The 21,542-nt window shown below is 61.0% G+C and carries 23 protein-coding genes; 22 read left to right on the top strand and 1 reads right to left on the bottom strand.

The window, feature by feature from the left end:
- The 11 genes from AF337_RS17670 (at position 1) to fliP (ending at position 6,797) form a co-directional block, all read left to right on the top strand.
- A complete protein-coding gene (locus AF337_RS17670; RefSeq protein WP_049733092.1) occupies positions 1-543 on the top strand; it encodes a hypothetical protein in 543 nt (180 codons plus the stop codon).
- Positions 544-711: 168 nt separating this feature from the next.
- Complete coding sequence (flgB, locus tag AF337_RS17665) at positions 712-1,104, top strand: flagellar basal body rod protein FlgB (protein ID WP_049733091.1); 393 nt, start codon at positions 712-714, stop codon at positions 1,102-1,104.
- A gap of 5 nt (positions 1,105-1,109) precedes the next feature.
- Positions 1,110-1,526, top strand: a complete 417-nt coding sequence (gene flgC / locus AF337_RS17660) for a flagellar basal body rod protein FlgC (RefSeq protein WP_007633309.1) — start codon at positions 1,110-1,112, stop codon at positions 1,524-1,526.
- A 2-nt stretch (positions 1,527-1,528) separates the two neighbouring features.
- The gene (gene fliE, locus AF337_RS17655) at positions 1,529-1,870 is read left to right on the top strand and encodes a flagellar hook-basal body complex protein FliE (protein WP_049733090.1); all 342 of its coding nucleotides are present in this window, start codon (positions 1,529-1,531) and stop codon (positions 1,868-1,870) included.
- A 19-nt stretch (positions 1,871-1,889) separates the two neighbouring features.
- A complete protein-coding gene (gene flgG / locus AF337_RS17650; RefSeq protein WP_049733089.1) occupies positions 1,890-2,678 on the top strand; it encodes a flagellar basal-body rod protein FlgG in 789 nt (262 codons plus the stop codon).
- Between the two features lie 16 nt (positions 2,679-2,694).
- Complete coding sequence (gene flgA / locus AF337_RS17645) at positions 2,695-3,177, top strand: flagellar basal body P-ring formation chaperone FlgA (protein ID WP_049733088.1); 483 nt, start codon at positions 2,695-2,697, stop codon at positions 3,175-3,177.
- Positions 3,174-4,295 carry a flagellar basal body P-ring protein FlgI gene (locus AF337_RS17640; protein ID WP_049733087.1) on the top strand — a complete coding sequence of 374 codons (1,122 nt, stop codon included), beginning with the start codon at positions 3,174-3,176 and terminating at the stop codon, positions 4,293-4,295. The genes flgA and AF337_RS17640 overlap by 4 nt, the downstream gene beginning before the upstream one ends.
- A complete protein-coding gene (locus tag AF337_RS17635) occupies positions 4,292-4,831 on the top strand; it encodes a MotE family protein (protein WP_049733086.1) in 540 nt (179 codons plus the stop codon). The genes AF337_RS17640 and AF337_RS17635 overlap by 4 nt, the downstream gene beginning before the upstream one ends.
- Complete coding sequence (gene flgH, locus AF337_RS17630) at positions 4,828-5,544, top strand: flagellar basal body L-ring protein FlgH (RefSeq protein WP_049733085.1); 717 nt, start codon at positions 4,828-4,830, stop codon at positions 5,542-5,544. The genes AF337_RS17635 and flgH overlap by 4 nt, the downstream gene beginning before the upstream one ends.
- Positions 5,545-5,556: 12 nt before the next feature.
- Positions 5,557-6,063 (top strand): flagellar basal body-associated FliL family protein, encoded by a 507-nt coding sequence (locus AF337_RS17625; protein WP_049733084.1) that lies wholly within the window; start codon positions 5,557-5,559, stop codon positions 6,061-6,063.
- Positions 6,060-6,797, top strand: a complete 738-nt coding sequence (fliP, locus tag AF337_RS17620) for a flagellar type III secretion system pore protein FliP (RefSeq protein ID WP_049733083.1) — start codon at positions 6,060-6,062, stop codon at positions 6,795-6,797. Before AF337_RS17625 ends, fliP begins: the two co-directional genes overlap by 4 nt.
- Before the next feature lie 91 nt (positions 6,798-6,888).
- Here the strand turns inward: fliP and AF337_RS17615 are convergent, their stop codons facing one another.
- Positions 6,889-8,862, bottom strand: a complete 1,974-nt coding sequence (locus AF337_RS17615) for an O-linked N-acetylglucosamine transferase, SPINDLY family protein (protein ID WP_049733082.1) — start codon at positions 8,860-8,862, stop codon at positions 6,889-6,891.
- 376 nt (positions 8,863-9,238) lie between these two features.
- On the opposite strand from AF337_RS17615, the gene AF337_RS17610 reads away from it, so the two are divergent.
- From AF337_RS17610 to AF337_RS17560, 11 genes are all read left to right on the top strand, one after another.
- Positions 9,239-10,144, top strand: a complete 906-nt coding sequence (locus AF337_RS17610) for a flagellin N-terminal helical domain-containing protein (RefSeq protein ID WP_049733081.1) — start codon at positions 9,239-9,241, stop codon at positions 10,142-10,144.
- A gap of 281 nt (positions 10,145-10,425) precedes the next feature.
- Positions 10,426-11,334: a flagellin N-terminal helical domain-containing protein gene (locus tag AF337_RS17605; protein ID WP_049733080.1), complete on the top strand. Its 909-nt coding sequence runs from the start codon at positions 10,426-10,428 to the stop codon at positions 11,332-11,334.
- Between the two features lie 247 nt (positions 11,335-11,581).
- A complete protein-coding gene (locus tag AF337_RS17600) occupies positions 11,582-12,493 on the top strand; it encodes a flagellin N-terminal helical domain-containing protein (protein ID WP_049733079.1) in 912 nt (303 codons plus the stop codon).
- A 300-nt stretch (positions 12,494-12,793) separates the two neighbouring features.
- The gene (locus AF337_RS17595; RefSeq protein WP_049733078.1) at positions 12,794-13,756 is read left to right on the top strand and encodes a flagellin N-terminal helical domain-containing protein; all 963 of its coding nucleotides are present in this window, start codon (positions 12,794-12,796) and stop codon (positions 13,754-13,756) included.
- A 201-nt stretch (positions 13,757-13,957) separates the two neighbouring features.
- The gene (locus AF337_RS17590) at positions 13,958-14,587 is read left to right on the top strand and encodes a hypothetical protein (RefSeq protein ID WP_049733077.1); all 630 of its coding nucleotides are present in this window, start codon (positions 13,958-13,960) and stop codon (positions 14,585-14,587) included.
- Positions 14,584-15,921: a MotB family protein gene (locus tag AF337_RS17585; RefSeq protein ID WP_049733076.1), complete on the top strand. Its 1,338-nt coding sequence runs from the start codon at positions 14,584-14,586 to the stop codon at positions 15,919-15,921. Before AF337_RS17590 ends, AF337_RS17585 begins: the two co-directional genes overlap by 4 nt.
- Before the next feature lie 4 nt (positions 15,922-15,925).
- On the top strand, positions 15,926-17,221 hold the full coding sequence (motC, locus tag AF337_RS17580; protein ID WP_049733075.1) for a chemotaxis protein MotC: 1,296 nt from the start codon (positions 15,926-15,928) through the stop codon (positions 17,219-17,221).
- Complete coding sequence (fliK, locus tag AF337_RS17575; protein ID WP_049733074.1) at positions 17,218-18,651, top strand: flagellar hook-length control protein FliK; 1,434 nt, start codon at positions 17,218-17,220, stop codon at positions 18,649-18,651. The genes motC and fliK overlap by 4 nt, the downstream gene beginning before the upstream one ends.
- The gene (locus tag AF337_RS17570) at positions 18,599-19,156 is read left to right on the top strand and encodes a lytic transglycosylase domain-containing protein (protein ID WP_049733073.1); all 558 of its coding nucleotides are present in this window, start codon (positions 18,599-18,601) and stop codon (positions 19,154-19,156) included. The genes fliK and AF337_RS17570 overlap by 53 nt, the downstream gene beginning before the upstream one ends.
- Positions 19,157-19,436: 280 nt before the next feature.
- Positions 19,437-20,108, top strand: coding sequence for a transcriptional activator Rem (rem, locus tag AF337_RS17565; protein ID WP_049733072.1), 672 nt, complete (start codon positions 19,437-19,439; stop codon positions 20,106-20,108).
- A 126-nt stretch (positions 20,109-20,234) separates the two neighbouring features.
- The gene (locus AF337_RS17560) at positions 20,235-21,533 is read left to right on the top strand and encodes a flagellar hook protein FlgE (RefSeq protein ID WP_049733071.1); all 1,299 of its coding nucleotides are present in this window, start codon (positions 20,235-20,237) and stop codon (positions 21,531-21,533) included.
- The last annotated feature ends 9 nt before the right edge of the window (positions 21,534-21,542 follow it).

Genomic DNA, 21,542 nt, shown 5'->3' with positions numbered 1-21,542 from the left:
GTGGCTGAATTCGACGATGAACGCATCGCTTCCCCGAAGCAGCGCAGGAAGGCCGCCGGCCTGGATCGGTTTCTGACTTTTGCCGGCCTGGCGCTGGCCGGCGCCTCCGCCTTCTTTCCCTGGTACGTGTTCTTCAACGAAGACAAATTCGGCATCAACGTCGCCGCCAGCGACAATTCGCGCGAACTGCCGGATTGGCCGGCCCGCAACGTCTTCAGCGTCTCGCCGCTTGCCATGGTCAACAAGAACGAGCCGGACAAGAAGGCGCCGCCGATCGATCCGCTGACGACGGCGACGGTCTCCGATCTCGGCAAGGAACGCGAGGGCCGGCCCATCCTGGAGGATCAACCCTTCCCCGGCAAGTCGTCCTTCCGGCTGCTGCACGTTTCCAACGGCCGGGCGCTGATCGAGGATACTTCCGGCATGTATGTGGTGCGCGTCGGCTCGATCCTGCCGGATCAGAGCCGCCTTGCGACAATCGAACAGCGCGAGGGCAAGTGGATGATCGTCACCTCCAAGGGTGAAACCTACCAGAACAACTGAAGCTGCCGGCCGACGCCGAAGGCAACAGGGGCTCCGCCGAAAACCGGCCGGGGCCCCGGTTTTTTTGCGCGGCGCGCGCGCCCCGTAAGGCGGCTTGAAACCTGATTTTCCGTAAGTCCCACGCAAGATTACCGCACTAGGTTCGGGACAGTAAAAACGGAGAGTCTCATGCAACCGATCCAACTTTTCGACTTGGCTTCGCGACAGGCGGAATGGCTGACGATCCGTCAGCAGGTTGTTGCCGGCAACATCGCGAATGCCAATACCCCGAAGTTCCGCGCCAAGGACGTCACGCCCTTCGACGCCGTGCTCGACAAATCCGACATCACCATGGCGCGCACCAATCCGGCCCATCTCAGCGGCAATGATTTCAGCGCCAGCGGCGATATCGACGTCAAGGATGCTGCACTCGACCAGGAAATCGGCGTCCAGGAATCCGGCAACACGGTCGGCCTTGCCGAGGAGCTCTCCAAGTCTGGCGATATCAAGCGCCAATATGATCTGAACACCTCGCTGGTCAGTTCCTTCAACCGCATGATGCTGATGACCGTCAGGAAGTAAAAGCCATGGATCCGCTTTCAGCAGCAATGAAAATCGCCGGTTCCGGGCTCGAGGCGCAGTCGACGCGCCTGCGCATCGTTTCGGAAAACATCGCCAACGCCCGCTCGACCGGCGACACACCGGGTGCCGACCCCTACCGCCGCAAGACGATTACTTTCGGCCAGCAGATGGATCGCGCCAGCGGCGTCGAGACGGTCGATGTCAAGAAGGTCGGCGTCGACGAAGGCGACTTCAGCACCGAATTCGATCCGAGCAATCCGGCTGCGGACCAGAAGGGCGTCGTCAAGCTGCCGAACGTCAACATTCTGGTCGAGATGGCCGACATGCGCGAAGCCAACCGCTCGTATGACGCCAATCTGCAGACCATCAAGCAGACCCGCGATCTCATCTCCTCCACGATCGATCTCCTGAAGAGCCAATAATAATGATCAGCAGCGTCCAGAATGTCAGCAATCTTTCGATGACCCGCGCGCTCGGCGCCGTCGACACCGAAAATTCCGCCTCGTCGTCTGCCGCCACCCTGCCGGGCACCGCGGGCGCGGCCAACGGCATGAGCTTCGCCTCCGTCATGGGCAACATGGCAAACGACGCGGTCACCAGCCTGAAGGGTGCGGAAAGCATGTCCTTCGCCGGGATCAAGGGCACGGCGACGACGCGTGAAGTCGTCGATTCCATGCTCCAGGCCGAGCAGACGTTGCAGACGGCGATTGCTATCCGCGACAAGGTCGTCTCGGCCTTTCTCGAAGTCACCAAGATGCAGATGTAACTGATTTGAGGACGAACACATGAGAGCGCTCGCCATTGCAGCAACGGGCATGGATGCCCAGCAGACCAATCTGGAAGTCATCGCGAACAACATCGCCAACATCAATACGACGGGTTTCAAGCGCGCGCGCGCCGAATTCTCCGATCTTCTCTACCAGACCGAACGCGCCAAGGGTGTCGCCAACCGCGCCAACCAGGCCGTCGTTCCCGAAGGCGCCAATATCGGCCTCGGCGTCCAGACCTCGGCGGTCCGCAACTTGCATCTGCAGGGCGAACTGACCCAGACCGGCAACGATCTCGACGTGGCGCTGATCGGCAAGGGCTTCTTCCAGATCCAGTCGACCGACGGGACGACGCTTTACAGCCGCGCCGGCGCCTTCAACAAAAACGACCAGGGCCAGCTCGTCACCATCGACGGTTACGAGGTCATGCCCGGCATCACCATTCCGACGGGCTCGACCGAGCTGACGATCAGCCGCTCGGGCCAGGTTTCGGCCAAGTTGCCGGGGGCGACGGACGCGACTGTTCTCGGCCAACTGACACTTGCCGATTTCGTCAACGAGGCCGGCCTCCAGCCGATCGGCGACAATCTCTTCCAGGAAACGGCAGCCTCCGGCGAAGCCGTCGTCGGCAATCCCGATGAGGAAGGTTTCGCCTACATGAAGCAGGGTTATCTGGAAGCCTCGAACGTCGACCCGGTGAAGGAAATCACCGAACTGATCTCGGCCCAGCGTGCTTACGAAATGAATTCCAAGGTGATCACCACGGCTGACGAAATGGCCTCCATCGTCAGCAAGAACCTGAAGTAAGGGGAAGGGCCGAAACATGATGTTTTGCCGGGCAGGATACATCTCAGGATGGGTGGCGGCGGCCACGATCGCAGTCGCGGGCGTTTTCTCGCCCACGGACGTGGATGCCGGCATGGGTTATGCCGTCGTCCCGACGACGATCATCTACCCCGGCGACACATTGTCGGCCAGCCAGCTTCAGGAGGTCGAGGTCACCAACCCCAACCTCGCCGGCGATTTCGCCAAATCCATTTCCCAGGTCGAAGGCCTGGTCTCCAAGCGCACCCTGCTGCCGGGTCGCACGATTTCGGTTTCAGGTCTGCGTGAGCCCTATACGGTGACACGCGGATCTTCGATCCGCCTCGTCTTCTCGCTCGGTGCGATGACCATTTCAGCCGCCGGCTCGCCGCTCGAAGACGGCTCCACCGGGCAGCTGATCCGCGCGCGCAATATGGATTCCGGCGTCATCGTCAGCGGCACGGTGCTTGCAGACGGCACGGTCCATGTGAGGGCAAAATGAAATTGTTCTTCCGGTTCTTGACCCTTGTCGCGGTTCTCGCCATGAGCCTCGTCGACGTCGCGCCCGCCTGGGCGCTGACCTCCCGCATCAAGGATATCGCCTCCCTTCAGGCCGGCCGCGACAACCAGCTGATCGGTTATGGCCTGATCGTCGGCCTGCAGGGAACCGGCGACGGCTTCCGCGCCTCGCCTTTCACCGAGCAGTCGATGCGGGCGATGCTGCAGAATCTCGGCATCTCGACGCAGGGCGGCCAGTCCAACGCCAAGAACACGGCGGCCGTGATGGTCACCGCCAACCTGCCGCCCTTTGCAAGCCCCGGCAGCCGCATCGACGTAACGGTGAGCTCGCTCGGCGACGCGACGTCGCTGCGCGGCGGCACGCTCGTCATGACCTCGCTTTCCGGCGCTGACGGCCAGATCTATGCCGTCGCGCAGGGCGCGGCCATCGTCACCGGCTTCCAGGCCCAGGGCCAGGCCGCAACCGTGACCGAAGGTGTGACCACCGCCGGCCGCGTGCCCGGCGGCGCGATCATCGAACGCGAACTGCCGTCCCGTTTCAAGGACTCGGTCAATCTCGTGCTGCAGCTGCGCAACCCCGACTTCTCGACGGCGATCCGCATCGCCGACATCGTCAACGGTTATGCCTCGGCACGCTTCGGCGGCCCGGTGGCCGAAGCCAAGGATTCGCAGGAAGTGGTGATCCAGAAGCCGCGCCAGGCCGATCTCACCCGGTTGATGGCCGACATCGAAAATCTCATCGTCGAAACCGATACGCCGGCCAAGGTTGTCATCAACGAGCGCACCGGAACGATCGTCATCGGCTCCGACGTCCGCGTCTCGCCGGTTGCCGTCAGCTACGGCACCCTGACGGTGCAGGTCACCGAGACGCCGCAGATCATCCAGCCCGAACCCTTCTCGCGCGGCCGGACCGCGGTCCAGCCGCAGACCGACATCGCGGCCGAGCAGACCGGCGGGCGCGTCGCCATCATCGACGGTCCCGACCTCAGGACCCTCGTCGCCGGCCTCAACAATATCGGTGTGAAACCGGATGGCATTATCGCCATTCTCCAGGGCATCAAGTCGGCGGGCGCCCTGCAGGCGGAGCTTGTGCTGCAATGATAAAGATCATCAAAGACATGACGGTCCTGCAATTGCTGCGCCGGCTGGCGCTGCCGGCAGCAAGCCTCGTCCTTCTGTCGATCCCTAGCGCCTTTGCACAAGAGCATGCGCCGGCGGGCGACATCACCTCTGAGGACGAGGTCAAGCAGTTCTGCACCAACATCGCCGACCCCGCCCGCGACCAGCGTTACCTGCTGCAGAAGCAGGAACTGGAAAAGCTTCGCGCCGACATCGACGCCCGCATGGCGGAGATGGACAAGCGCAAGGCGGAATACCAGGACTGGCTGAAGCGGCGCGACGATTTCCTGAAGCAGGCGGAAGCCGGCCTCACCGAGATCTACAGGAAGATGAAGCCGGATGCGGCCGCCCAGCAGCTGCAGGATATGAAGATCGAGGTGGCCTCCGCCGTGATCATGCGGCTCGGGCCGCGTCAGTCGAGCCTCATCCTCAACGAGATGGACGCGAAGAAGGCCGCGGCCATCGCCAGCGTCATCGCCAGTGCGTCCGATCCCAATACGTCGAAGGATCCTTCATGAATATGCGTTTCCCGGCCGCGATCGCCGCCCTCGCACTCCTTGCAGGCTGCCAGACTCCGACGGCAGTCAGCGAGATCGGCCGCGCGCCCGCCATGAGCCCGATCGGCAGCGGCCTTGCCTATGGCCAGACGCCGCAGATGGCGCTTTATCCGAAGCAGCCGCGCGCCGTGGCGCAGGGTTATTCGCTGTGGAGCGATTCGCAGGCTGCACTCTTCAAGGATGCGCGCGCGCTCAACGTCGGCGACATCCTGACCGTCGACATTCAGATCAACGACAAGGGCTCTTTCGACAACGAGACCAACCGCAGCCGCAAGAATTCGAGCGGCATGAACTGGGACGTCAACGCCCAGATCTTCGGCTGGACGCCCGAGTCCAAGACCGACCTGACCTATGGCTCCGACACCAGCACCGACGGCAAGGGCAAGATTGAGCGCACCGACAAGTTGACCCTTCTGGTCGCCGCGGTCGTCACCGGCATTCTCGAAAACGGCAACCTCGTCATATCGGGCTCACAGGAAGTCCGGTTGAACCAGGAACTGCGCATCCTGAACGTCGCCGGTATCGTTCGTCCGCAGGACGTCAATGCCGAAAACCAGATCTCCTACGACAAGATCGCCGAAGCCCGCATCTCCTACGGTGGCCGCGGCCGCCTGATGGAAGTGCAGCAGCCTCCGCGCGGCCAGCAGGCCGTCGATCTTTTCTCGCCCCTTTGAGGCTGAACGACGATGGCAGAGCCAGACGCAAGCGCAGATCAATCAAAGAAGAAATCCGCCACGCTGATGACGATCATCGGCATCGCCGTCCTGACCCTGCTCGGCGCCGGCGGCGGCTGGGCGGTCGGTACGATCGTCGCGCCCAACGTCAAGGGCGCCAAGGAGGCCGAGCAGGCCAAGGACGCCGAGGCCAAGAAAAAGGCCGAGGAGGGGCTGGCCCACATCTCGACCGAGGCCAACAACGTCGTCCAGCTCGAGCCGATCACCTCGAACCTCGCTTATCCCTCGGAAAACTGGGTCCGACTCGAGGTCGCGCTGCTGTTCAACGGGCCGCCGGATGTCAAGGTTTCCGAGGATATTCACCAGGATATCCTCGCTTATATCAGGACCGTTTCCCTTCAGCAGATCGAGGGGCCGCGGGGCTTTCAATATCTCAAGGATGACATACAGGAACGTGTTGACCTTCGCTCGCAAGGGCGGGTATCGAAGGTCATGTTCAGGACATTTGTCATCGAATGATTCGTCTTATAGTTTTCCTTGCCGCCATGATGGCGGTACCGGAACTGGCGGTGGCACAGCAGCTGCCGACTGACTTGTTGAACCTGCCGGTCGATGGCTCCGTCGCTGCCTGGATCATCCGCACATTCGGCCTGCTGACCATTCTTTCGGTCGCGCCGGGCATCCTGATCATGGTGACGAGCTTCCCGCGCTTCGTCATCGCCTTCTCGATCCTGCGTTCGGGCATGGGCCTCTCCTCGACGCCCTCCAACATGATCCTGCTGTCGCTGTCGCTGTTCATGACCTTCTACGTCATGTCGCCGACCTTCGATCAGGCCTGGCAGAACGGTGTGCAGCCGCTGCTTGCCAATCAGATCAACGAGACCGAGGCCGTCCAGCGCATCGCCGAACCTTTCCGCACCTTCATGGCGGCCAATACCCGCGACAAGGATCTGGCGCTTTTCGTCGATCTGGCGCGCGAACGCGGGCAGAATATCCAGACGACCGATCCGATCGACTACCGGGTGCTGATCCCGGCCTTCATGATTTCCGAGATCCGCCGCGGCTTCGAGATCGGCTTCCTCGTCGTGCTGCCGTTCCTCGTCATCGACCTCATCGTCGCCACCATCACCATGGCGATGGGCATGATGATGCTGCCGCCGACCTCGATCTCGCTGCCGTTCAAGATCCTCTTCTTCGTGCTGATCGACGGCTGGAACCTGCTTGTCGGCAGTCTGGTGCGCTCGTTCAACTGATCGGCCGCCGCTCCTATCTTCGCCTCCGTGTTCGCCAACGAGAAAACCCCGCCGGATCGCTCCGGCGGGGTTTTCTTGACGATTGAAAAGCTCACTCGGCGGCGAACGGCGCCGTGCGCGGCGGCAGCGCCGCGATGTCCACGTGCTCGGGTTCGAGACGCTGTTTGGCGCGCTCGGCCATGATTTCGTAGGCCTGCTCCAGATGATTGCAGAAGCGTTCGGCGTCGAAGAGCGGCGCGATATAACGCTTCTCTTTCAAGTGCGCCTTGTATTCGGCGATCCGTCCGGGATTCTGCGCCAGCTCCACGGCCAGATCCTCGTAGGCCTGCAGGTCGCTTGCGACGAGGTCGGGCAGGTCGATGGCCCGTAGCAGGCTCTCGCTGACGCGTGAGGCGAAGTTGGTGCCCTTGACGGTCAGGACCGGCAGGCCGCCCCAGAGCTGCTCCGAGGTGGTCGTGTGGCCGTTGACCGGGAAGGTGTCGATGCCGAGGTCGGCAGCCTGCTGACGGTCGATATGTTGTTCGTAGGGCGCGCGCGGGCAGAAAATGATCCGCTTGGGCGAAATGCCCGCCGTCTGGAACTGCTTCAACAGGTTCGCCTGGTTGCGCGGCGTGTTCGCCATCAGCCAGAGCACGCTGTTCGGCGCCCGCTTGAGAATGCGGCACCAGCTGTCGATGGTCTCCGGCGTGATCTTGCGGTTGCCGTTGAACGAGGCGAAGATGAAGGCCTCTTCCGGCAGACCCAGCTGCTCGCGGGTGACGGGGCGCGGCTTCGGGCGGTGCATCGGGTCGTTCGGCTGATAGCTTTCCGGCAGCCGGCAGAATTTCTCATGGTAGAAGGGCTTGGCCACCTCGGGCAATACCGAATGGTCGCCGATAACATAGTCGAGATCGATATTGACCGTGCTGCCGGGGAAACCGAGCCAGCCGACATGGACCGGTGCCAGCGGCTGGTTGAACACCGTCGCGCGGCTGCCGGAGGTGTGGCCCTTCAGGTCGACCATGATGTCGATATTGTGCTCGCGCACCACTGCCAGCACCGCCTGGTCGGAGAAGCCGTGAACGTCGACGATCCGGCCCCAGCGGCTGCGGTCGGTCACGTTGTGCTTCAGGTATTCCGGACCGGTATGGCAGAACAGCGTCACCTCGAACCGGTCCTTGTCGTGCAGTTCCAGGATGCGCTGCAACAGCTTCATGGTCGCATGGCGATCCCAGAAGTCCGACGACATGTAACCAATCCGGATCTTGTTCGACCATGTGTGCGGCTGGTTGCGGCGGACGGCTACCCGTTCCGGGTTGAGGGGGGTGGTGCCGATTGTCGCATGCCGGTTGAAATCCTCGTTGCCGCACCAGTGCAGATGATAGAACGGGTTGTCCTTGCGCAGGATCTCGATATCGCCCCTCGCCAGGGTCGCGTCGATCACTGCCTGATGTTTGCTGGCCTCTTCGAAATCGTTGAATTCGCGCGCGAAAACCAGATGCAGGAAGCGGAATGCGTGATTGCCGGGAAACCGCTTGAAGAGGTTGCGCGAGAGGCTCTGGTTGGTTGCGTCGTTCAGATCGTCGCTCAGCAGCAGGGCAGCCAGGCGCATATGATCGGGATTGGCACTCTGTGACAGCACCGTCTTGAACGGGCGAATGATATCCCGCTGCTGCCGCTTCAGATAGATCGCGGTTATGATGAAGGCGAGTTCCGCGTCGTCCTGCGCCTTGGCGAGGTTTCGCATGGCGATCAGCAGAGCATCATCCTCGTTGCCGATCTCATAATGCAGCTTGGCAGCCTGTTTCTGGTATTCGTAGGCATTCGGCCCTTCGCAGTTGCCGGCCAGGCCATAGGCTTTCGCGGCATCGGCCTTGAAGCCGAGCTGCAGGAGGTTCTTGGCCAGCAGCGCGTAGGTCTTGGCGTCCTGCTGGATATCCATGAGCTGGTTGAGCGTCGCCAAGGACTGTGTGTAGCGGCCCGCCTGGTAATCTCTGGATGCCGCAGAGAACGAAACTTTGCTGTTCAAAACCCAACTCCGTGAAGGAAATGTTCTGGCATGGCTGTCGATCGCCGAGACACGCACGAGCCGTCCAGCCTGAAAACGGGTGGATCGAATCCGATGATGCTATCCCGGCGCCTGCCACATTGTCATGTGAAGCTTGCTTGAAACCGGTGCGCCTCATGAAGACGCTTACTTTCATGAGAGAAAACGGTTTCTTTCCCCGTATGTTAGCATGCGAAGGAATAGATTCAGCCGGCATTAACTATGCGATGTAAGGAGCCGGAACGGCACCTCCATTTTTAAGAAGTTGGCAAGCATTGGCTGCGAGATTGCCCTGGACATGACGGGTTTGGGCCAAACAAAAAAAGGCGCCGAGTAGCATGAAGCTGGTCCGTCATCGCCGGTACTTAGTCCGGTATGTCCTCCTTTTTGTATCTAGTTTCCAGGGGACAGATTTATGACAAGCATTAACACCAACACTTCCGCACAGGCCGCTCTCCAGACGCTGCGCAACGTCAACCAGGGTCTCCAGTCAACCCAGGCTCACGTTTCGTCCGGCTATCGTGTCGGCAAGGCATCTGACAACGCGGCATATTGGTCGATCGCAACGACCATGCGCTCGGACAACAAGGCACTTTCCGCCGTTTCCGACGCTCTTGGCATGGGTGCTGCCAAGGTCGACACCGCTTACACCGCCATGGACAGCGCCATCGACGTCGTCGGCGACATCAAGGCCAAGCTGGTTGCCGCCACTGAAAACGGCGTCGACAAGGCCAAGGTCCAGGAAGAAATCAGCCAGCTGCAGGAGCAACTGAAGAGCATCGCTCAGTCGGCTTCCTTCAACGGTGAAAACTGGGTTGCCGGCGCTGACGGCACCAAGAGCGTCGTTTCGTCCTTCGTCCGTGACGGCTCCAACGCCGTTTCGGTCACCACGACCGACTACGTTCTCGACGACGGCTCCGCAGGCAACGTTCTGTTCGGCATGAGCAACGGCTCGGTCGAAACCTCCACGGGTATCCTCGGTACTTCGAATGGTGCGACCGGTTCTGTCTACTCGATGGACATCACCAACTTCACCGCCGGCCAGATCCAGACGGCCTTGACCAACGTCGAAGCGGCTCTGAAGTCCATGACCAGCGCCGGTGCTGCTCTCGGCTCGCTCTCCAAGCGTATCGACAGCCAGGACGAATTCGTGTCAGCGCTCAGCGACTCGATCGACTCCGGTGTCGGCCGTCTCGTCGACGCCAACATGGAAGAAGAATCTTCCAAGCTCAGCGCCCTGCAGACCCAGCAGCAGCTGGCGATCCAGTCGCTGTCGATCGCGAATTCCTCTTCGCAGAATATCCTGTCGCTCTTCCGCTAAGAGCGGTCGGCAAAGGTTTTCTAGTTTCGCGGCCGGGTCATCCCCGGCCGCGAAATGTTTTAACATAAGGTTAATAAAAATCCTTCTAAGTCTCAGATATTTTTACGCTATTTCCATTTTGAATTCAGCTTTCCTTAACCATCTTGCTGTTTTCTAGGCCCATCGAAACGGCGAGTTAACCTTAACGAGAATGGTTAACAGGCATGATGCTGATCGCTGTGGGCCGGCCGAAAATCCGGAATGTCCCTTTTTAAAATCTGCCAACAAGGGGCAAACAAACTATGACGAGCATCAACACCAATAACGCTGCGATGGCAGCCCTCCAGACTCTCCGTGGCATCAACCAGGGTCTCCAGACAACCCAGGCTCACGTTTCCTCAGGCTATCGCGTCGGCCAGGCTTCCGACAACGCGGCATATTGGTCGATCGCAACGACCATGCGCTCGGACAACAAGGCACTTTCCGCCGTTTCCGACGCTCTCGGCCTCGGCGCCGCCAAGGTCGACACCGCTTACTCCGCCATGGACAGTGCCATCGATGTCGTCGGCGACATCAAGGCCAAGCTCGTTGCCGCGACTGAAAACGGCGTCGACAAGGCCAAGGTCCAGGAAGAAATCAGCCAGCTGCAGCAGCAGCTCCTGAGCGTCGCTCAGTCGGCTTCCTTCTCCGGTGAAAACTGGGTTGCCGGCGCTGACGGCACCAAGAACGTCGTTGCCTCCTTCGTCCGTGACGGCTCCAACGCCGTATCGGTCGTGATGACCGACTACGTTCTCGACGACGGCTCCGCAGGCAACGTTCTGTTCGGCATGAGCGGCGGCGCGGTCGAAACCTCCACGGGTATCCTCGGCACGTCGAATGGTGCGACCGGTTCTGTCTACTCGATGGACATCACCAACTTCACCCTCGGCCAGATCCAGTCGGCTCTGACCAACGTCGAAGCGGCTCTGAAGTCCATGACCAGCGCCGGCGCTGCCCTCGGCTCGATCTCCAAGCGCATCGAACTGCAGGAAAACTTCGTCTCGGCTCTCAGCGACTCGATCGACTCTGGTGTCGGCCGTCTCGTCGACGCCGACATGGAAGAAGAATCTTCCAAGCTCAGCGCTCTGCAGACCCAGCAGCAGCTGGCCGTCCAGTCGCTGTCGATTGCGAACTCCTCTTCGCAGACCATCCTCACGCTGTTCCGCGGCTAATAACCCTCGGAAATATCGGCCCGCCGGTCTCCGGCGGGCACGTCGGAAACGAGCCGCGCTTCAATGGAGCGCGGCTTTTTTAATGTCTGTTAACGGTTGATTAACCATAATGCTGTTTTCTCAGGTCAACGAGACGGCGGGTTAACCAGATTTAAGAACCGGTTAACAGGCATGAGGCTGGTCCCCGTTCCCGGTAGCTTTCCGGAATGTCCCTTTTTATCAACTGCCGACAAGGGGCAATCATTTCATGACCAGCATTTTGACCAACGTTGCGGCGATGGCCGCTCTTCAGACACTCCGCGGAATCAATGACGGCCTCGAGGCTACGCAGAACCGCGTATCGTCGGGTTATCGCGTCGAAAAAGCGTCCGACAACGCCGCCTATTGGTCGATCGCAACGACCATGCGTTCGGACAACAAGGCGCTCTCCGCTGTCTCCGACGCTCTCGGCCTCGGCGCCGCCAAGGTCGACACCGCTTACTCCGCCATGGACAGCGCCATCGACGTCATCAGCGAAATCAAGGCGAAGATCGTCGCCGCGACCGAAAAGGGCGTCGACAAGACCAAAGTCCAGGAAGAAATCGGCCAGCTGCAGCAGCAGCTCCTGAGCATCGCCCAATCGGCCTCCTTCTCCGGTGAAAACTGGGTTGCCGGCGCCGACGGCACCAAGAGCGTGGTTTCCACCTTCGTGCGCGATGGCAACGGCAATGTCTCGGTCAAGACGACGGACTACATCCTGGACACGAGTTCCGCGGGCAACGTTCTCTTCGGCATGACCTCGACTGGCACGATCGACACGGCCGCCGGCATTATCGGCACCTCATACGGCACGATCGGCTCGATCTACTCGATGGACATCAGCACCTTCGGCTCGGTTGAGATCTCCATGGCCCTGACGTCGATCGAGGCGGGCCTGGAAGCGATGACCAAGGCTGCATCGCAGCTCGGCTCGATTTCCACGCGCATCGAACTGCAGGAAAATTTCGTCGGAGCGCTCAGCGACTCGATCGACTCGGGCGTCGGCCGCCTCGTCGATGCCGACATGGAGGAGGAATCGAGTAAGCTGACGGCGTTGCAGACGCAGCAACAGCTGGCGATCCAGTCGCTGTCGATCGCCAACTCCAGCGCGCAGAACATCCTCACGCTGTTCCGCAGCTAAACCAGGCACTGAAGCTGGACCGAATCTTGCGCCTTCGTCCGGCAGCAAGCAGAAAGCCTCCTGGACCGCGCCCGAAACGGCGCGGTTCTTTCTTTTATATCAATAGCTTGCCTGCCATCACGATCGGTGCGGCACGTTCAGCGCCGCGCTCTTGCCCAACTGGTTGATATCGAGTTAACCTCGCTTTCAGTTGATTTGCTTTTGCGACACGCCGGTAGAGACTCTGCCGGAGGCATGACGCCACTTCAGTCGCCGCCGGCATTCCGGCCTGCCCCTTGACCTTATTCCGAGACCCTGTCGATGACCGTTAAGATTACCAGCGCGGCCGCGGTGAATGCGCTTGCGGTGCTGCGCAGCATCAACAAAGAAGCCAGCCAGACCCAGCAGCAGGTGTCCTCGGGATACCGTATCGAGACGGCCGCCGACGATGCGTCCTACTGGTCGGTCGCGACCGTCATGCGCTCGGACAGCACCAATCTCGGGACGATCGGTGATGCGCTCGGTCTCGGGGCTGCCAAGGTGGACGCGACCTATACGGCGATGAATTCGGCGATCGATCTGATGGGCCAGATCCGCGCCAAGCTGGTCGCGGCAAGAGAGCCGGGCACAGACAAGGACAAGATCAACGCCGAGATCGGCGAATACAAGCAGCAGCTGCAGACGATCGTCGAATCGACCTCGTTTGCCGGTGAGAACTGGCTGCTGAACGGCAACACCACAGCGCCCCCGACATGGTCGGTCATCTCAAGCTTCGTGCGCGCCCCGACCGGCGAATATCAGGCCCGAACCATCGATTTCCCGTCGTCGCAGACCATCCTCATCGACAAGAACAATGCCAGCGGCGGCCTGTTGACCAAGGCGGTCGATGCCAATGCGATCAACAACAGCGGCGCGACGGCGCGCAACTACTACCTGCTGAACGCCAACTCGACCACGCCGGCGACGGGGACGGAAATTGCGATCAGCAATACCACGACCGATGCGCAACTTACCGACATGCTTGACGTGACTGACTCGCTGCTCGCCACGCTGACGACGACAGCCGCATCCATCGGCGTGATGAAGACGCGCATCGACGATCAGATAGACTATACGGCCGATCTCTCCGATTCGATCGACAAGAGCGTCGGTGCGCTCGTCGATACCGACATGGACGAGGCTTCGATCCGGCAGAAGGCGATCGAAACCCAGAAGCAGATGGCCGTCGAAGCGATTTCGATCCTCAATACGGCGTCGAGCAAGATTCTGATCCTGCTGGAATAAAGGTGGGCGCGATCGCGGATGGCGGCGCCATTCATCCTCGCGCAAGTTTGACTTCCTAGTTTCCGGCATGAAGGCATCGTCTGAATTCGTGCCGGCGCAAGGTGAAGCCCTTGCCCGTTTCGAAGCGGCATGCCGGCGCGCAAGGTCGTTTTGAGCGGGGGTGAACATGCTGCATGCCTCCCGAATACTGGATGGTTTTTTATGAGCATTACGCTTTCCCGGTATTTGAAGGATTTCGGTAAACCGGAACCATCAGCGCCGATCATCGAGATGGACGATTTCGGCGGCGACGGTTTTCCCGAAATGCCGAGCGAACCGGCAATCGACGTCGAGCAGGAGCGCCGGGATGCCTATGCACAAGGTCATGCCGCAGCGACGGCTGATCTGACCGAGAAATACGAAGCCGACGCGCAGACAGTGGCCGAGGTCCATGCGCGTGAGCTCGAGGAGCTGAAGCTTCGCTACGAAGTCGAGGCGGCGGCGGTCATTGCCTCCCGCATCCGCGATATCGCCGAAGAGGTCGCGCAGCTGGTCAGTGCCGGCGCCGCCGCGGCGATCGCGCCCGTTATGGCCGAAGCGCTCGCTGCCAGGGCCACCGGAAGCCTCGCCGTCCTGCTGCGCGACGCGATCCTCGAGGGTGCTGCCGGACCGATCGTCGTCCGCGGGCCGACCCGGCTTTTCGAACGATTGACGGCCGAACTCGGCGAACATGCCAGGGCCGTTCGACACATTGAGACTGACGATATCGATCTTGCCGTCGAAATCGGCGAATCCGTCATCGTCACCCGCATGTCCGCCTGGGCAGCCAGCTTGAAGAAAGTTCTCGAATGAGCGAAGGCGAAAACCACCATCACGGCAAGAACGAGATCATCATCGTCAAAAGACATGGCGGCGGTGATCACGATGGCTCCCATGGCGGTGCGTGGAAAATTGCCTATGCCGACTTCATGACGGCGATGATGGCGTTCTTCCTGGTCATGTGGCTGGTCAATGCCGCCAACGAGGAGACCAAGGCCTCGGTCGCGACCTATTTCAATCCGATCAAGCTCTCCGACGAAAAGCCGACCGAAAAGGGTCTGAAGAAGCCCGTCGACAACGCCGAGGGCGAGGAGAAGCAGGAGAAGTCGAAACAGAAGGAAGAAAATCCGAACGACGGTAAGGCCTCGGCTGATGGTGACGACCAGACATCGACCTCAGGCGACCAGACCAATTATTCCGAGGCCGATTTCTTCGAAAATCCCTATTCGGTTCTAGCCGAAATTGCCCAGGAAGTCGGCCAGCAGGCCAATGTCAGCGCCAAGGGCGATGGTGGTGCTGCCGATTCCGGCCCGGCCACCGGTGCCGATGGCGGTGAGGCGTATCGTGATCCCTTCGATCCGGATTTCTGGACGAAGCAGGTCGAGGTGACGACAGCCGGCAAGTCCGCGCCTCCCGGCAAGAGCGACGAGCAAGCGGCCGAGAGTGGGACAACCGAGGTCGCCAAGGTAGAGGACATGAAGCCGATACCGCTGACCACCGATCAGAAGGCCGCTGCCCAGGAAACCAAGGAAGCCAAGGGCGCGGCCGAGGCCAAGGACGGCAAGGCGCCGGATGACAAGAAGTCCGGCGACAAGAAGGCTGGCGACAAGAACGCCGAAGCGCAGAAGGACGCCGTTCATCAGAAGGATGCGGACAAGAACGCATCCGAGACCGAGCAGCAGCAGAAGCAAGCCGAACAGCTGCAGGAGCAGATCGCCCAGCAGATCGGCGGCGTTGCCGGCAAGCTTGCCGAAGGCCTGACCGTGACGGCATCCGAAGGCGGATTGCTGGTCAGCATCTCCGACCAGAGCGACGATTCGATGTTCAATATCGGGTCCGCGGTTCCGCGCCAGGAGATGGTGCTCGCCATGGAAAAGATCGGCGCCATCCTGAAGGAGAGGGGTGGCGCGGTCGCCATCCGCGGCCACACGGACGGACGCCAGTATAAGGGCGCGCAGAACGAGAACTGGCGGCTTTCGATGGATCGCGCTCAGAGCGCCTACTACATGCTTGTGCGCGGCGGGCTCGACGAGAAGCGCATCTCCCAGGTCTCTGGCTTTGCCGACCGTCGGCTGAAGCTGCCGGACGACCCGTTCAACGCGACCAACCGCCGGATCGAGATTCTGGTGCAGGCGGATCGAGGATAACAGGATGGCGCGTCGGCAGCATCGCTATGTCGGATTTGTAGCCCTCGGCCTGGCGATGCTGTCGCCGGTCGCAGGCAAGGCGCAGGATCCGGACGATCTCGCGCCGTACAAGATGCTGCGGTCGCTGCAGTTCGTGCAGGATTCCGTCGTCTCCGGCGACCATTCGGCCGGTGAGATGCAGCGCTTCATGCTGGGCACGATCGACGAGCGGCTGCGCACCGTCGACACGTCGGTCTTCGATGACGACCGCAATGTCGATGCAGCGCTGATCTACGCGATGAGCGGCGGCAATCCGCAGACGCTGGAATATCTGATCGCCCACGACGTCAACGGCTATTTCGACAACCGGGTCACCGATGTGCTCAGAAAATATCTGAGCGGCAAGGGACTGCTCGTCGCCAAGACGCTGGAAGAGACGGCCAGGGAATACCGCGACAAGAAGATCGGCCCTTACCTCGCCTTGATCGGCGGCAACGTGCTGATCGCAACGAAACCGACGGACGCACTGGATCTTTACGACCAGGCGCGCCTTGCAGCACCCGGCACGATCGTCGAGGAAGCGGCGTTGCGCCGCTCCGTCGCCATCTGTGTCGACAAGGGAATGCTCGACAGGGGCATGGCCTATTCGCAGCGCTATGTCAGGCGTTTCCTGCATTCGCCCTATGCCAGCCAGTTCGCCGATCTTTTCGTGACGCTCGTCGTCGGCCACGATCACGCCGTCAAGCCGCAGGATGTCATCGACATCCTGTCTTTCATGGACGCGCCGCGCCAGCGTGAGGTCTATCTGCGCATCGCCCGCGCTGCCGCAATATCAGGCAAGACGGAGCTGGCGCATATGGCGGTCGAGCGTGTGCAGTCGCTTGGCGCCGGCACCGACAATGCCTTCGGTCCGCTGGCGGATTTCTATGGCGGCATGGCCGGCCTTACCACAGAGGATGTCGACCGGGCGGCGAAGAATGTCAGCGGCATCGCCGGCGACACGCTTTCGCCGCGGGATCAGGCGCTGCAGGAAGCGGCGCGGTCGGTCGCCGACCAGATCCTGCGCGCTCCCGACCCGGCAAGCCTGACGCAAGCCTCGAACCCTAACACTTCCAATCAAGAAATCACTTCTGAAAAGGCTGCGGCTCTAGTTCCGCAACCGGGAGCGCCAGGCGCGCTTCCCGAGCCTGTTCCGGGAGGTGTGGCATCGACTGGCCAGAGCCAGGATACCGACCCCTCATTCAACGCATTTGTGACGACCAATCGGTCCAAGCTCGACGAGATCGACGGTCTTCTGGCGCAGGAAGGCAACGAACAATGATGGATATGAGCGTCTTGGGCGGCGCCGCCGGCGCGGAGTCCGCCGCGGCTGCCAAATCTGCGCGGCCGATGGGCAAGGACGATGCTGGCGGCCAAAGGAACGGTTTCTCCGATGCGCTTGCCAAGGCAAGCGGCGGGGATGCCAATGACGAGGCCAACGAGGCGCAGCAGGGCGCGGTTGCCGATGCCGGCGCCGGGAACATGGCGCGGACGATCCGCAGCCGCAGCGGCGCAAAGCCGTTGATCGATCTCAGCGACGCCGCATTGAAGGCGCAGGCTGAAGTGCAGCCGGAAGCCATCGCCACTACGGAAAAAGCTGCGGCAAAACCCGCAAAAACTGCGGTCAAAATGCCGGCGGATCTCGCCTCGGGCAAGCTCGACCCGAAAGACCGCTCGGCCGAGGAGGTCGTTCAGGCAGTCAAAGGCGGCAAGCATGCCAAAGCCGACGCGTTGGAAACCGATAAGGACAGCGACGATGACGACGGCGGCATTTCCGATGTCCTCGGCCTGCTGAAGCAGGATCCTGCCGACGGCGCGATCGCCTTATCAGCGGCGGCAGGCGCCCATCCGTCCGCCAAAGCCGATGATGTGAAGCCGGCCGACAAGAAGATCGAGGGTATCGAAGCCAAGGCCGGCGGCCATGCGTCCGACGCCCTGGCGGCCGTCAGCGGCAACGTCGAGAGCGGCAAGGCGGATGACGTCAAGATTCCCGGATCGGAGAATGCCGAAGCCACTGAGGGCAGGACGTTCAGGCTCAGCCGCGCCGATGGCCGCGGCGTTTCGATGGATGTTCATCTCGGCACCGATCAGGCCGGGCCCAAGGACAGCGCGAAGAAGGCCGATGTCGAAAACATCTCGGTTCTCGAATCACGCCGTTATATCGGCCTGGCGCAGAATTCGAATTCCGCCGCCGTCACCGCCGGTCTTTCGGGCGATTCCGAATGGGCGCGCGCCATGGAACCGAGCTCGGCGCTCTCCAACGCGGCGGAATGGACGAGCACCGGCAAGGTGGTCAATACGCTGAAGATCCAGATGAACCCGCTCGATCTCGGCATGGTGACGGCGACCATGCGCCTGTCCGGCGACGCCCTGAACGTCGACCTCAAGGTCGAAACCGGCGCGGCCTATCGTCAGATGAAGGAAGATCACGGCAAGATTCTCGAAGCTCTGCGCAGCCAGGGCTACGCCGTCGACAACGTCACCATCAGCATGGCGCCGGTCGAGCGCAGCGACGCCGGCAATCAGGCGGGCAGCCAAAGCCAGGCCTCCCAGCAGCAGTCGCTGCCCCAGCAGGGGCAGGGCGGCGAGGCGCGTGAGCGCCACAATCAGACGGCACAGCGGGCGGATGGAGGCTTCAATGGTGCAGGCGAGACCGGTATTGAGGACGTTTCTGCTGGCCGCAACGGCGGCACTGGCGGCGTTTACCTCTGAGGCGAAAGCCTCCACCGGTGCCTGCGAACGCGAAATCCAGTCGGCCGCTGCCAAATACGGCATCCCGGAAGGCATCCTCTATTCGGTCGGTCTGACGGAGACCGGCCGCAAGGGCTCGCTCTATCCCTATGCCATGAACGTCGAAGGCAAGGCGATCTTTCCGCCCTCCGAGCAGGACGCCATGCGGCAGTTCGATGTCGCCCGCAGCAGCGGCGCCAAGCTCATCGACATCGGCTGCATGCAGATCAACCACTACTATCACGGCGAAAATTTCGGCTCGGCCGAGGATATGTTCGATCCGCATCGCAACGTCGAATATGCGGCAAAATTCCTCCGCAATCTGCATGACCGTCACGATACATGGACGATGGCGGTAGCCAGATACCATGCCGGTCCCAACAATGACCCCGCGCAGAAGCAATATGTCTGCCGCGTCATCGCCAATCTGGTCGCTACCGGCTATGGCAAGTGGACTCCCAATGCGAGTAACTTTTGCCGAAATTGATTCAACCAAAAATGGAAGTGGCCTATTGTGACGAAACTGTGTCACAATATGGCAGGAATCCGGCACGAATCCCCTGCGCAAGTCATAATTAAGGGACTGTTAACTTTTCCACGAAATTTTGGTGTGCATAAACAGCCAGACCCACTAGATATAGATCAAATCGCTACCCGGATCTTAATCAATTATTAGTTTCTGCCATTAACTTTAACGAGTTGTCGCCGATTCGTGCGATTCGTACCCATAGATCATCGAAGTGCCACACTGATTCGGAGGCGGACGAATGATCGTCGTGGTTGATGAGCGTGAGCTCGTAAAAGATGGATACACATCTCTGTTTGGCCGTGAGGGCATTCCCTCTACCGGCTTTGATCCGACGGAATTCGGTGAGTGGGTGCAGACCGCTGCCGATTCCGATATAGCGGCTGTTGAAGCCTTCCTGATCGGTCAGGGCCAGCGCAGCCTCGAACTCCCCCGGGCGATCCGGGACCGGTCGATGGCGCCGGTGATTGCGGTCAGCGACCAGCCATCGCTCGAAAACACCCTTGCGCTGTTTGATTGCGGCGTCGACGACGTTGTGCGCAAACCGGTCCATCCGCGCGAAATTCTCGCAAGGGCGGCTGCGATCCGGCGCCGGCTGAAGGCGATTGCCAACTACACCGAGATCGGCGGCATTCGCGTTTTCTCGGATGGTCGCGACCCCGAGATCAACGGCGAAGTCTTCGCGCTTCCCCGGCGCGAGCGCCGCATCCTCGAATATCTGATCGCCAATCGCGGTCGCCGGGTCACCAAAACCCAGATCTTCAACGCCATCTACGGCATCTTCGATGAAGAGGTCGAGGAGAACGTCGTCGAAAGCCATATCTCGAAGCTGCGCAAGAAGCTGCGCAAGAAGCTCGGCGTCGACCCGGTCGATTCCAAGCGCTTCCTTGGTTACTGCATCGATTGGGCCTGATTTCCTCAGCCGGGCGGCGGCGCCCGGCTGAACCTCGATATTGGCCTCGCAGTTCGCCATGACAGACAGCTTCACGCAAGGCCCGACAAATACTCTCGAGTTTAACAGGTAAAACGAGGTTTTCAGATGAGCATTTTCGGCAGCATGAAGACGGCAGTATCGGGCATGAACGCACAGGCGAACCGCCTCAGCACCGTCGCCGATAATATCGCCAACGTGAATACCTCCGGCTACAAGGCCGTGTCGACGAGCTTCTCTTCGCTGGTTCTACCTTCCTCGGGCGGCAACTACAACTCCGGTGGCGTTCAGAGCTCAGTGCGCCAGGCCGTCTCCGACCAGGGCGACATCTCCTACACTACGTCCACCACCGATCTTGCGATCTCGGGCGACGGCTTCTTCATCGTCCAGGGCGCTGACGGAACGCCGGTTCTGACCCGCGCCGGCGATTTCCAGAAGGACGATGAAGGCAATCTCGTCAACGCCGCCGGCTTCCAGCTGATGGGCTATTCCTACGACTCCGGTTCTCCCGCTGTCGTCGTCAACGGCTTCGACGGCCTCGTTCCCGTCAACGTTACTCAGGATGGCCTGACCGCCATCGCCTCGACCTCCGGTGTCTTCAAAGGCAACCTCGATTCCAACGCCAACGTCGTTGCCGCCGCGAGCCGGCCGAGCGCCAACCCCGCCACCCCGACGACCGATACCAAGAAGGTCTCGATGGTCGCCTACGACCGTCTTGGCAACAAGGTGATGTACGACTTCTACTTCACGAAAGCCTCAGTCGCGGCAGCGCCGCCGCCCGCACCTCCCGCTACTGCGGCCACCTGGGAAGTGGCGATGTTCCGCAACGCCAACGCGGCGGTTGGCGGCACCACCTCCTTCCCCTACACCGCCGGTGGCGCAGTCGGCACCGGAACGCTCACCTTCGACGCGAACGGCAAGATGACCTCGACTGCCCCTGTCCCGATCACCGACACGGTGACCGGCCAGACGATCAACATGGATTTCTCCGGCCTGACGCAGCTCGGCGCTGCCTTTGCCGGTACCGGAACGCCGAACGGCCAGGCGGCGACCCCGGTCAAGGATGTCACGATCGATGGCGACGGCATCGTCTATGCCAAATATGAAGACGGCAGCACCAAGCCGCTCTACCGTATTCCGCTGGCAAACGTGGCAAGCCCCGACAAGCTGACGCTGATGAGCGGCAACGTCTACAGCGCCAACGGCCAGTCGGGCGTCACGGTCACCGGCTTCCCGCAGACCAATGGCCTCGGCACGATCAAGTCGGGCGCTCTCGAAGGTTCGAACGTCGACCTCGCCGGCGAGCTGACCGAGATGATCGAATCACAGCGCAGCTATACCGCCAATTCCAAGGTCTTCCAGACGGGTTCCGACATCATGGACGTCCTCGTCAACCTCAAGAGATAAGCAGGGTAA

The organism is Rhizobium ecuadorense (genome assembly GCF_001187535.1).
Classification (GTDB): domain Bacteria; phylum Pseudomonadota; class Alphaproteobacteria; order Rhizobiales; family Rhizobiaceae; genus Rhizobium; species Rhizobium ecuadorense.
The sequence above is the reverse complement of the archived record's forward strand: the minus strand, read 5'-3'. Positions and strand labels throughout refer to the sequence as shown.